General features: G+C 46.7%; 8 protein-coding genes. 4 read left to right on the forward strand and 4 right to left on the reverse strand.

The features are described from left to right. Together ABYA77_RS13285 and ABYA77_RS13290 are read right to left on the reverse strand one after the other, a co-directional pair. On the reverse strand, positions 1 to 2,455 hold a 2,455-nt coding region (locus ABYA77_RS13285), incomplete at its 3' end, for an Ig-like domain-containing protein (protein ID WP_372966455.1). Positions 2,456 to 2,538: 83 nt separating this feature from the next. Then, the gene (locus ABYA77_RS13290) at positions 2,539 to 3,747 is read right to left on the reverse strand and encodes an aminotransferase class I/II-fold pyridoxal phosphate-dependent enzyme (protein ID WP_372966456.1); all 1,209 of its coding nucleotides are present in this window, start codon (positions 3,745 to 3,747) and stop codon (positions 2,539 to 2,541) included. Positions 3,748 to 4,399: 652 nt separating this feature from the next. Between ABYA77_RS13290 and istA the strand changes: the two genes are divergently transcribed. From istA to ABYA77_RS13310, 4 genes are all read left to right on the forward strand, one after another. After that, entirely contained in the window at positions 4,400 to 5,920 is a 1,521-nt protein-coding gene (gene istA, locus ABYA77_RS13295) for an IS21 family transposase (protein WP_372966457.1), read from the forward strand. Between the two features lie 9 nt (positions 5,921 to 5,929). Then, complete coding sequence (istB, locus tag ABYA77_RS13300; protein ID WP_372966458.1) at positions 5,930 to 6,673, forward strand: IS21-like element helper ATPase IstB; 744 nt, start codon at positions 5,930 to 5,932, stop codon at positions 6,671 to 6,673. 251 nt (positions 6,674 to 6,924) lie between these two features. Then, positions 6,925 to 7,641 (forward strand): hypothetical protein, encoded by a 717-nt coding sequence (locus tag ABYA77_RS13305; RefSeq protein WP_372966459.1) that lies wholly within the window; start codon positions 6,925 to 6,927, stop codon positions 7,639 to 7,641. Then, on the forward strand, positions 7,641 to 9,941 hold the full coding sequence (locus ABYA77_RS13310) for a hypothetical protein (RefSeq protein WP_372966460.1): 2,301 nt from the start codon (positions 7,641 to 7,643) through the stop codon (positions 9,939 to 9,941). The genes ABYA77_RS13305 and ABYA77_RS13310 overlap by 1 nt, the downstream gene beginning before the upstream one ends. A 105-nt stretch (positions 9,942 to 10,046) precedes the next feature. On the opposite strand, the gene ABYA77_RS13315 is transcribed toward ABYA77_RS13310, so the two are convergent. Next, positions 10,047 to 10,883 carry a phosphoadenosine phosphosulfate reductase family protein gene (locus ABYA77_RS13315; protein ID WP_372966461.1) on the reverse strand — a complete coding sequence of 279 codons (837 nt, stop codon included), beginning with the start codon at positions 10,881 to 10,883 and terminating at the stop codon, positions 10,047 to 10,049. Position 10,884: 1 nt separating this feature from the next. Beyond that, positions 10,885 to 13,692, reverse strand: a 2,808-nt coding sequence (locus ABYA77_RS13320) for an ATP-binding protein (protein WP_372966462.1), incomplete at its 5' end; no start/stop codon positions are given.

The raw sequence follows: 13,692 nt of genomic DNA on the forward strand, positions 1-13,692 counted from the left end.
CGCCATGCAAAACTCCATTTTCGACCGTCCAGGTCCCCAGCACACTGACCCAGGGAGCGAGCGTATCGGACGCACCTGAACTTCGTGAAAAGTCATCTGAGAACAGGACGCCTGCGGACGATGTCACCGTAATGGTCACGGCAGCCAGGTTACTGGTAGCCGTCCCGTCATAGGCCCGGTAAGTAAAGCTGTCACTCCCCACATAATTGGTTATCGGTGTATAGATGAAGGAGCCATCGGCGTTGAGCGTTAAGCTGCCATGGGCGGGGCCACCGACCAGCTGGGCCGTCAGAGCCAACCCTTCCGGGTCACTGTCATTGCTCAACACACCGGGTGCCACCTGATTGAACGTCGTATTGGCGCTCACGCTGTAGCTATCATTTTCCGCGACGGGCGGAGAATTACTGACTGACAGAGAATATTGAACCCTGACATTTGATACCGTTGAACCGACCCGGATTTTTATGCCATAGCTGGTGATTCGATAAGCATCTGAACTAGCTGGAGTCTCATCAAGAAAGACGCTCAGGCCGCTTATCGATTGATCTGAAATTTGCGGAAGAGCTATTTCTATCGCCGTTGCAGGGTCAACCGATCCGGAGACTGACGCCGTTAGCGTAATGGTATTGCCATTAATAGCGAACGTTGGAGTAACAACAGCCGTAGCGCGCAACCTCCACCAGTCATTCACTTCCACGGCATTAGTTAACCAGAGACTGGGTTTCGACGTACCATAGGTGACATATTCCTGCGCCACACTGCCGTTGTTTGAGGGTAAATGCCCGTAGAAATTAATGAGAAAGCCGAGGTTGTAGTAGAAATCAACTCCAGCGCGGATAGAATCTATTGAATGACCATATTCAGTACTCTGGGCAATGTCACCGTCAACGTACCAATCACTCACAGGCAAGGAAATGGGGTAAAAGTATTTACCTTTTGTTTGGTACGACAGGGTCCGATGGGGAAAGGGGCTGATTTTTTGTTCCCCCATGACTACTGAACCCAACTGCTCCACAATGTCACAGGAATCCTCACGCGTTGAATCGAAAAAAGGAGAAACCCAGGTGCGAGGGCAATTGTTCAATGAGCCGCACCCCGGTCGGCCGTTGTCAAGATCGGCCAGCCACCGTTCAATATCCAGAAAGGACGTCTGAATGGAAGCGGTAGCATACGCCTTCCCATTCTCATAGCCTGGAGGGAAAAGGTCCAAAACTTCGTCCGGACCCCAGTGCCAATATTCATAATCCCATTGCGAAAGCGACGCATCTATGGGGTTTTTAAGGCCACCATTATGGGATCCTATGGTGGCGCCATAATTCGAAACAGCACTCCGTATGTCAGCGATGGTTACAGGATCTTCCAACATATCCTCACGAAGAGCTCCCGTACTAAAGTAATAATCCCCCTTGGCCCCGTGCTCATGTTCAAATTGCGCGGATTCTTTAATCGCCATGATAGAAGACTGGTCATTTTCAAAGTCATGCCGAACCATGAATGCCGCCTCGTATGAATAGGGCCATGGGCTCACCTTAACAAGGGGCATGCTGAACGATTCGAAGGCCCACTCAATGGCCCGTCGATAGATGAGATACGCGTACATCCCCGGGTCATACCCACCGTGTCCGATGAGCGGTTGCAGGGTTCCATGGTAAATCATCTGCCCCTGGCCCAAACTTTTGACCGTCAAAAGCGGACCGTTTTCGCCATTCGCGATAACTGTAGCTCCGGTGCTAACGACTTCCCAGGCGTAGTGCGAACCATGAACGCTAAAGTCCGGATAAGTAACCCAGGGGATCTGCTCGGCAGAGGCGGGGCCACTCCAGAGGAGGGTACCGTCCGGGATGTGACTGGTCAGGCGATGGTCGCCCGACTTTGTAAAATACCCGTTCAAGTACCAGTTCAACAGGGTAGACTGGGTCATATGAACAGCCATCCAGTCAGCCAGGGCAAAATCGCCGCGAGAGGCACCATCCGGATAGCGGGTAAACGCAGATGAACCGGTGAACAAAAATCCTCCTGCGCTGACATAATCGATGAGTGGTGCAATCTCGTTGTCAGCAATGGCTTCAGAGGCAAGACTGAACAAAATCGGGTACCGTGGCGAGCCGTCTGAATTCAACAATGAACCGGCGGCAATATCGCTGTCGCTAACTTCGACAAAGGGCGTACCATCCGAGCGAAGAGCCTCTTTGAGGGATTCGTAGGCCACAAAATAGTGCCAGGAGGTATACCACCACTGATAGCCACTGGTTCCGTCCCAAGTCGGTGTGGGCGACACAGCTGGGAGGGTTTCAAGTGCCTGGGTCAACTCCGACACATGAATGGCTACGACGGGTGCAGGGGATTGAGCATTCGCAAGACTTGGGACGGAAAACGCCCCCAGAATGAACAGACCGAGTATGACTAGCTGAATTTTAAAAAAACAATGAGCCGCACAGAACAAAATCTTTTTCACTTTAACACCCTCCTTTAGCCCCCACCTGCATTGGCTGCAACCCAAATCAGGCAGAAAATTTATGACATCACAGCCGCCTGCATTTACCCAGCAGCATGCTTTGACAACGCTCCGCTTGCCTCATGACTATTGAGAACGGCGAGCCTGATAATCTGACATATCGTTGTTATCTCTTCCTGACCGACCGCTGTCCCCGTGGGGAGAGACAAAACCCGACCTGCAAGTCGTTCGGTTTCAGGCAAAACCAGCCCCGCATGGGGAAAATAAGAACGATAAGGTTCCATCCGGTGACAACCGGGGTAGAAATAACGGCGAGCCAGTACATTTTCAGCACGAAGAATTTCGATAAGTTTATCTCTGGTCACCGGGAGAACAGCTTCATCGACTTCAAGAACGACATACTGATAATTACACTTTTCCGCATGGTCATACTTTATCAGCTTAAGCCCCTCCAAGCCCCTCAACCCTTCCTCATAAAATTTGTAATTCTGATGATTTACGGCCACAAACTCGTCAAGGCTTTCGAGGTTTGTCACCCCCATGAGCCCAGAAAATTCTCCCATTTTTCCATTCGTTCCTATGTAAACGACATTGTCATATCCCGAAAAACCGAAGTTTTTCATCAGGCGAATTTTGCTGGCCAAAACATCGTCATTGGTAACAATGGCCCCGCCTTCTCCGGTATTGAAAAACTTAGTCGGGTGAAAGCTGAAGACCTCCGCATTACCGAAGCTTCCTATCATTCGCCCCTTGTGGGAGCAGGAAAAAGCATGAGCGGCATCAAACAGCAACTTCAGGTTGTGGGATGCCGCTATTTGCTCTAATGGTTCGATATCACAGGGACGCCCCCAGAGGTGAACGCCTATGATTCCTGTGGTCCGTGGGGTTATCATCTTCTCAATACAGGCAGGGTCGATGGTGTGACTTTGGGGATGAACATCGCAAAAAACGGGCGTTATCTCTTGCCACTGCAGCGCATGCGCGGTAGCCACAAAGGTGAATGATGGAACAATAACCTCTCCTTTTAACTCCAAAGAACGGATAGCAATCTCTAAAGCAACCGTCCCGTTACACATGGCGATGCAGTTCCTGACCCCCATCATGTCGGCAATTCTCTGCTCAAATTCGCGCACATAGGGTCCATTGTTACTCAGCCATTTTCGATCCAGCATATCGTTAATACGCTTGAACAATTGTTCCCGGTCTCCCAGATTGGGTCGTCCGACATGAAGTGGTTCGTTAAATGCTGGGGATCCACCCAAAAAGGCCAGATCATTAATAGTCTTCTTCATTTGATTCCACCTCGCACAATAATATTTTTTGCATATAGTGAAGAATCTGCGAAGGCCCCATGCGATGAGCTTGCTAAACACATTTCAAGTTATTTCAATTCGGGTAAAACGCGGGGACCCAGAGTAAACCGAGCGTAGGCTACAGAACTGGGGCAAAACGAAGGCCCCTAATTACAGAAGGTTGAAAAATGAATTAAACCCGCGATCACAATTGGCTATTTCATTTTTCACTAACGAAAAAACCCTCATTTCAAATTGAGTATATCCAAGAAATTTCGCCTCGCAATTGCCGTAAAGCCATCTATTACAGAAAGTCACAAAAAACAGTTCTCTTAATGTTTTCATTAACTTAGAAGAAATAGCTCATGAGTAAAATCGATGTACTTGCCGAAAGATGCGGGATGCGGATTCCGGAGCCATCCGGCCACCGATTCCGCTGCAAAGTGGGCCACCCGTTACGGAGCAAGTTGGGCCAGTCATTCCGCTGTAATCTGGGCCACTGATTCCGATCCAAACTGGGCCACTTTTCCCTGAGTAACGGAATCGGTGGACCAGTTTCCTCCGGAATCGAAAGCGACGCTGGATAACCTGGTGTACAACCTTGGAAATTAATTTTCCAGGAGGTGCACCGTTGGCAAATACGAGGTTATCCATGCGCAAAATCAGAGAGACTCTTCGTCTTCATTTCGACATCAGGCTGGGACAACGCCCGATCGCACGCTGTCTGAACATATCCAGAACCACGGTCGGCGATTATCTGCACCGGGCGAAAATGGCCGGACTGGGTTGGCCGCTGCCAGAGGACCTTACCGATCAGCAGCTCTATAACCTGCTGTTTCCACCCGCCGCTCCTGTTTTGGCCTCCGACCGAGCCCTGCCGGATTGTACCTATCTCCATACGGAACTGAAACGCAAAGGGGTGACCCTGATGCTGCTCTGGGAGGAATATCAGAGCGAACATCCGCAGGGCTACCGTTACAGCCATTTTTGCGAACTCTACCGGCAGTGGGCGCGCAAACTTAAGATCTCCATGCGGCAGATCCACAAGGCCGGCGAGAAACTGTTCGTCGATTATGCCGGTCACACCCTGCCGATCATCGATCCACACACCGGGGAGATCACCGAAGCCCAGATCTTCGTGGCGGTGCTGGGCGCCAGCAGCTACACCTTTGCCGAAGCCACTCTCAGTCAGAACCTGCCGGACTGGCTCGGATCCCACCGCCGCGCCTTCGAGTTTTTCGGCGGTGTCCCGGAACTGGTCATCCCGGACAATCTCAAGAGCGCCGTCAGTAAACCCTGCCGATACGAACCGGACCTGAATCCCAGTTATCAGGATTTGGCCGAGCATTACGGTACGGCGGTGATTCCAGCCCGGGTTCGAAAGCCGAAAGACAAAGCCAAAGCGGAAGTCGGTGTGCAGATCGTCGAACGTTGGATTCTTGCGCGGTTGCGCAAGCAGACCTTCTTCAGTCTGGCCGACGCCAATGCCACCATCCGTGTGCTCTTAACCGACCTGAACAGTCGCCCCTTCAAGAAACTCCCCGGCTCACGCAAAGAGGCTTTTGAGACCCTCGATCGCCCGGTCCTGAAACCGTTACCGGCGGAGGCCTACACCTTCTCGCAGTGGAAAAAGGTGCGGGCTGGGGTCGATTATCATGTCGAGATCGATGGCCACTACTACTCGGTTCCTTATCAACTGCGGGGCCGGCAACTTGAAGCCCGTATTACCGCGACCAGCGTCGAATGTTTTGTGCAGCGCAAGCGGGTTGCCTCGCATGTCCGATCCTTCCAGAAAGGTCGTCACACCACCGTTAGCGACCACATGCCCAAAGGTCAACAGGAGTATGCCGACTGGACCCCGCAGCACCTGATCCGCTGGGCGGCGAAAACCGGTCCGCGAACGATGACCATGATCGAGGCGATCCTCGCCTCACGACAGCATGCCCAACAGGCTTTCCGCAGTGCCATGGGCCTGATTAGTCTGGCCAAAATCTATACGCCGGAAAGACTCGAAGCGGCCTGCGACCTGGCTCTGGAGGGTCAGGCCACCAGCTATAAGAGCGTCAAATCGATTCTGAAAACCGGTCTTGACCAGCAACCCCGGCAACAGGCCCTGCCGATCGCTAGCACGATTGTCCATGACAATATCCGTGGCAGCCACTACTACCACTAGGAGAGAAGAATGTTGACTCACCCCACACTGGAAAAACTGCACACCCTGCACCTGACCGGCATGCTCAAGGCCTTGCGCGAACAGCAGCAGATGGCTGAAATAAACAGCCTGGGCTTTGAAGAACGACTCGGCTTGCTGATCGACCGGGAACTGACGGAACGGGAGAACCGTCGTCTGGAAACCCGGCTGAAAAAGGCCAAGCTCAGGCACTGTTGCTGCGTCGAGGATCTCGACTTCAAGGCATCGCGGGGATTGGACAAAGCCTTGATCATAAGCCTGGCTGCCTGCCTCTGGATTGCTCGCGGCCTCAATCTGCTGATCTGCGGGCCGACCGGGATCGGCAAAAGTTATTTGGCCTGCGCCTTAGGCCACAAAGCCTGCCTGGAAGGCTACTCTGTCCTCTACCTGCGATTGCCACGCCTGTTCGAGGAGTTGCGCCTAGCCAAGGCCGACGGCCGCTACGGCAAGTTGATGCTCGGCTACGCAAAGACGGATTTGCTGATTCTGGACGACTGGGGACTGATGCCGATGAGCGACCCGCAGCGCCGGGATCTGTTGGAACTGCTGGAGGATCGCTACGGCAAAAGATCGACCATTGTCACCAGCCAACTCCCTGTCCCCGCCTGGCATGAAGCGATTGGCGATCCGACCCTTGCCGATGCCATTCTCGACCGGCTTGTACACAACGCTTACAAAATTGAACTGAAAGGAAATTCGATGCGAAAACACGCCATCAGCCTTGACCAAAACTGACAGTCGTTCTACAAAAAGACTCCAGCGTCGCTTCGCTCCGACATACGGCCCACTTTCCTCCGGAATCGGTGGTCCAGTTTAAAGCAGAATCACCGGCCCACTTTCACCGGAATACGCATTTGAGCGGACAACACGACTGAGATGCAAAAAACATGGGCTCTGGACTATCAAAAATGCCTGGCGTTAAGTACTATGTACCACACAATTTTATCGTCAAATTATCCTAGCCTAAAGAGAATAAATCTAATAGGATGGCAGCGGCAGACCTAGCATGGTCCTTCAATTCAGAGCATTACGACAACCTTGAGGGGGGCAGATTGGAGTCACCTGTTTACAAATGGAGCGAGATACCCGAAACGCCACCGGCCCCAGGTGTCTATGCCTGGTACTACACCCCAGATATCTCAGATTTTGATACAAATAAAACGATTGAAACACTGGAGTCCCTTAAAAGAAACGGGGAAACAAAAGAAGCAAAGAAATTACTAACTGATTTTTTTGACAAGTTTCTTTTTAGATATTTCACAGAAGATCCTTACGAGGTATCGCTCAAGGGGCCGCTCAAACCTAAATACAAAGGGGCCCTTTCGCACGTTCCTAGCCTGTCAGAAACATTACTCGACAGAATCGTTGAAGACCCAGACCGATTAAACGCCATCCAATCAACCTTAAAGCTATCGGTTCCTGACTTTGCAAGCCCAATTTATATTGGCATGTCATCAAACCTCCAAAAAAGACTCACTAAACATAAGGCTTTAATAGAAAAGTATTACTCTAATAGCACCAAAGAGGTATCGATAAACAGCGCTGACAGAGATCAATGTTTTGCCTGGCAAATTTATTCACGGAAAATTAACCCCCCAAGCCTTTTTGTAATTGCGAAGGAAGTGCTAGGTGGCTCTAAAAACTATGTCGACATTGAAAATATTTTAAATAGGATTCATTTTCCAGTATTTGGGAGAAACTAATGGCTGACGATTTATACCTAACAGAAGAATCTTCCTTAGATTTAACACTAGAAGGATCAGTTGGCAGCTTCAAAGTTGGCTCCGGCATGCTTGGACAACACTCCCTCGAAGTTAAATTTTTTCTTACACATGTTGGTTTAAATTTCATGTCGGGGTCAGACGAGAAACTACTATCCCACCTCGCACCAGTCCGTGAAATTTTCGACTTTAAAGAGCTCGACTTTGATGAAATAATGCAAAGAGATATTGACGATGCTCGGGTGTCATCAGAGCTAATCCCCTACCTCCTAGATGACAAATCAGCAGACCTAATAAAGCTTTTTCCCCCTATCGTTGTAGTCGTCCTCCCGGTCAAGCCTGACGCAAACAGGCCTGAGAGCAAATACCCCAAAACCAATACTATAGAGATCCCCGAAGAGGGAAACAAACCTGGAAAATCCATTTTGCGCTCTGGAGACATCGGAGCCGAAGTCTTTGAATTTGAACAACCGATCAAGAGAGGGAAGACGAGAAAACATGACTTAGTCCGCTTCAGAATAAACACACAAAGGACTAAACTAGTCATTGTCGACGGACAACATAGGGCAATGGCCCTCTTAGCACTCTACCGAAACATTAAAAACCAATGGTCAGACGATAGAAGAGCTCCGTTTAAAGAATATTATTCGGAGTGGACCAGGGCGTACATACAACAGTTTAACCTAAATGAGATTAATCTCCCTATCATTTTCTGCACTGTACCTGAGTTAAATTCCGATTATGTCGGTGACTTCGACTTAAAAAAGGCCTCTAGGTCAATCTTTTTAACTTTGAATAAAACCGCCAGAAAAGTATCAAACTCTAGGAATATCCTCCTTGATGATAATGACATAATTGCTTATTTTTTAAGAAAAATGCTTTCAAAGATAAAATCAAAAGATCAAAGGTCACCATACTCCCTTAGAATATGGAATGTTGAACTTGATCAATTTAACGACAAGCAAAAGATACAAAGCCCAGTAGCAACTACAGGCGTAAATCATTGCTATTTCATGATTGAACATCTAATGCTAAACAGTGGGGACAACAACGGTATTACTGCTAGATCAGGAAAGTTCTACAAAAGGACTAATTTAAATACTTTCCTATGTATGCACAGGTTAAATGGCCGAGACCTTCTAGGTGCAGAAGTCTCTGAGAATACATTCAGGGACAGTTTTAGTGAAAATGCAGCAGAAATTTTATCCTCTTCATTCATGACAAAATACGGAAATTTTATCATTTCCATGTTTGAAAAATTCAAGCCTTATGAGATTTACAATAGAGCAACCCTTCAGCTTGAAACGAATCTTGACGTACACGAAGACAGAAAACTAAAACCAATTTTCTTCGAAGGTCAAGGTATTGGAAAAATATTTGAAACGCATAGGATCTCGTTAAGACAGCGCCTTAACGATGGCGAATTTAAATCCGACGTGCCCGAAATTGAAGAAATTGCAAAAAGGCTAGACGGTACAGCAACCAGAATAGATAATTCAATCAAAAGCCTAAAACTACAAATATCTGAAAATTATATCAATTCAGTATCTGACAAGAAGTACTTAAAAGACTCTGAAAAAGTGCATGAAAAGGTTTCTATTTGGATAAATGATTTATTTGATAATATATTTAAGACTACTGCGTTTCAAAGTGCAATAATTTGCTCGTTTTTCGGTGAAATCGAGAAAGCCAACACCTCTTTAACAAAGAACAACCAACAATTACTTGACACAGAAAAGCAATTCAATGAATACATTGAACAACTGAATACCTTTTTTATTCCAACGACTTCAACTAAATTTAAAAAACTTGTCAAGGTATTTACAGGTGAACTAGAAGGCGAAATTGGGGAATGGAAACTTAAGCCAAATCTTCAGACATTTAGGCACATTGTTTTTAGAGGTGAAATGCAACCCGAGCAATGGCCTAAATACAAATATCTCATATTGGAAATATGGCAACCGACAGAAGAAACTCTTAAATCCGCGGTGGCTGTAGAACTCGAAAAAAGTAGAGGCCAAGTGTTTTCGAGTCTTTACCACAGCATGAAAACAAAACACTGTCAGGAACATTCTATCAACGAAGACGACCTTTCAAAGGATGACCTAACCCTCATTTTTGACAATGCCTTCAACGATTACAGGGTATTCCTTAGCAATATTGGAAGCAATCACATCACCAAAACAGATATGAAACATTGCATTACGCCTGCAACACAAACAGATACCAGCAAGGAAAACGAGGAGGTTTGGGAGTCAGCTGAATCAAGTGATTCTGAATAAAGATACAATAGCCAGTCAGCTTAGGCATACCAAAAAGGAGCCTACAAACAGAGCTCCTTTTTGGTATGCTTGACCCTCGCCAAAAACACAGATTAAGTCGTTTAGCTATTTATGACACGCCAAACACACTTTCGCCTGACCATATAAATCATCTATATCCAATGGCTCAGCATCAGGCCTTAGAGGATTCATTATAACATTTGCCTTCTGCTTATCGATTCTCTTCTTATGGTCATCTTTAATCTCCTCAATTCTCTTTGGATGCGATAATTGCAAAAGAGATTCACCTTGTACCCAGGTAAATGGAGAGTCATGATCCAATGCTGATTTTTCGTATAATTTTGCATTTTCAAAAGCATCTGGATGTCGCTCAAGGAGTCTTACCCACTCAATCTTTTGTTGAAAAAAGCAAAATGTGCATCCGCTACGTGTGCGCCAACTATAATATGCTGGCATACCAACGCCAGATGACTCCAAAATTTCAATAACTCCAGACTTATCAATACCATCTTCGCGAAAAGGCAACTTAATTTTCAGATTTTCCTTCTTAGAGCTGTACCCCTCCCGATACGACTCATCAGACCTTATAGCTACGTAACTAGTAACATTTGCACCAGAATCAACAAGTGGTTTTACCCAGTTTTCAAATGGTCGAATTTTGAGCTGCCTAGTACACCAACGATTTTGTGGTGAGGGTAAGAAATAATTGAACTGCTTCAACCAAAAATCAAAATCACGATCAGGATTTAGTCTCATGATAGGTCTTCCGAGAAAGCCCTCAAGCCGTCCAAGGAATTCGTAGACCTCGGGAAGCTCCTTACCTGTGTCAGTAAAAAAATAATCAATAACTAGCTCTGGGTATTTTTGCCGCATGTAAATTGCCAAAGCGGCACTATCACGGCCACCAGAGATACCTAACACATGCTTATCAGGGATATTCATGTTAAAAGCCCATATACTTTGCACTTATTTCTGCCATTGCCGCTAAAACTAGTCTTTCAGACATTTCTTCCCCATCTATAACCCCCTGAATTTTCACCATCAGCTCACCTACAGACTTTTTTTCTTGTGCTGATATGTCAAATTCTTTCGACAGAGGTCTTGGGCTACCATTTAATCCCACTACAACTGCGACTGCATGACGCTTATCGGTACGCCCCTGAACCCTCGCAAACGCTTCAATTCGGTTAAACTGTTGAGCTAAATCAGCAATTTCTATAGTAGCCTGATCGATGTCCCTGTCAATCCAATCACGGGGGGGCTTATTTGCTGCCAAACTAGCGATACCTTCCACCTCATCAAATTGCCCCTGGAAGTTACTAAGACGAGTAATGAATGCTTCTAGTCTGAAATTACCGGTTATCTCCTTAATATTCTCGGCCCGATCTCGCAAAGCTGAAAGTGAAACCACATCATCTTCAGCATTTAATTCAGAAAGCATTTTTTTACGTAACACCTGGAGCATTTGTGGATAGGCATCCCTCAGACCAACAATCCCATCGCGAACCTTTGAAACAATCTGTCCTACACTACCTAAATCAATATTTTCCGATCCACCATTAAAAAGGCTAGGAATATCATCAAATAAAAATTTATTTGGATCGTGGGCCTGCTTGAAAAGGTCTCTCACCTGTTTTGCATTCTGAGAAATTTTCATAGTTCGCAGTGTCCACTTCGGCAGACTATCGACAATTGAAACAAGACGCTTAGCTACCTCAATAGGTTCAAGCTCAACCTGTCTCCCACTCTCATCAATTTCACCTACAAGATCCGCCATTCCAGTGAGGATTCGCCGAGAAACTTCTGGAAGATTCATCCAACGAAGCTGTAACCGTTGTGCATCCTGAGTCAAACAATCAACGACATAGTCATCAAAAGATGATCTAAAAATCCCATCTAAATAAAGCGCCACCTGGTTACGATTTGCTAAAATGAATGCAACCCCCAGAATAGGCAACAACCCTTGTCGCACGCCATACTTAGGCGCTGTCCAGATATCGTAAATATCCTTAAGGGAAATTGCGTTTCGAGGACTATTTGAAATAAATTTTTCAGCCGCCCTCCATAAAGGAGAGATTTTATACTCATCATTTTTCACGGGGGACATGAATCGATATCGTCCACTAGAACTGTCAATACGATAAATTCCCGTCTTCTTCAATATTGACTCGAACAAACCACCTTCAGCAGGAAACCCATCAATCCCAAGCCTTTCCTGCCCCTCCCTTGAAACCATAAGACGCAATAATGCCTTCTGTGCAGCAACCGCACTACTAGAAGGCTTAATGCGATTCAGTAACTCATTATGAATGCGCGGTGCATTGGGGAAAATTTCACGAGCCAACATCGATGCTTTATAGCTAAGCCCTGTGTGACCAACAGTGTGAGGCTCCGCCCCCTTACCATACCATCGTGCTCCCGATAGTGATTTTTTCAATTCTTCTTCAAGCACAGATGATGTGGCCAAGATTCGTGCATCGACCTCTCTCCTACCAACAGCATCACCTTCCAACTCTGGGCGCTCAACACGAATACGCTCTAAAGCGATCAATTCCTTGGCCAGGCTTTCGATATACCAGCTATTCTGCGCCAACCCCAAAAGACTGGGCCACGTACCTGCAGAATCAGCAGCCACACGACAAATCGCACCAGCCTGACTTACTGTTTCACCCTCAGTTGGGATAAGCAAAAGGAACTGTCCGATAGCTCCACCAGATGGACAAAAGTTAGTTACCCGCTCCTGGGCTTCCGCAACTGGTGCAATATCAATATCAAACCAACAAAGAGATCCAGTTGAATGATAGTATCTCTTTGCTAAAACGGGTTGTAGCTGAGCCAATTTACGAAGCTTTATGAAATCCACTTTCTGGCCATCATCAAACTCATTGAGAGCTTGATCGATATCAAAGTCACTCCCCGCGTAGACGGTGAATGAATCTAAGTATTTCTTAAAAATAATAATTGACCACTTTTGAAGATCATCTAAAACTCCCTGTATCTCAGCTTTAGAGTTCTTCAAAAAGCAGGACTGAACAAAATCGAAACTAGCAACTAGTCCAGATTTATTTTTAAATAAGTCAATTAAAGCTATGGTTTTTGCGGCATCGACATGCAAAGCATCACCACCAAGAGACTCGCAGCGTTCTACAGCTTCGACAGCGAGAGACCAACGATGACCATCAGGTGAGGCCAAAATGGATGGCTCAAGATTTATCCTGAGGTAGTCCCAAAGATTCGCCGGAGAATAAAGCTTATGAAGCTCCAAACGAGTATTTTTCAGATAATCTTGAAATCCTTGCGGCTCGAGAGAATTTAAAAAACCAAAAATACTTCTCTGGTTCTGTCCAAATCTTCTTTTTGATATGGGACCCAAAAGACATGCAACTACCGGATGCAGTGGCCAGCATCTCTCAAGCTTTGAACTTAAATCCTGAGACGCACTAGGCCTATTTGTCTTAATTATTTTAAAAACATCACTGGCAAGCGCGGAAATCCCCTTATCGGCATGAGAAGTCTCTATTGCCCTCGCAATTAAATCAACCTGTTCTTCCCCCATCGTATTAATAGGGAGATCAACAAATCGACCTTGAATTTTTGTCCATTCATCTCGAGCTTCCCGAGAAAGCCGGCTTGCATACTCACCAAACGACTGATGAAGCACTCCAACTACAATGAGCCTTTTATTGCTCCGTGATGCCGCCTCTGCTAACTGTTGAAAAAAATAGATGTCCTGCGCCTTACTTCCGGCCTC

The sequence above is a fragment of the Marinobacter sp. genome (genome assembly GCF_041595835.1).
GTDB lineage: Bacteria > Pseudomonadota > Gammaproteobacteria > Pseudomonadales > Oleiphilaceae > Marinobacter.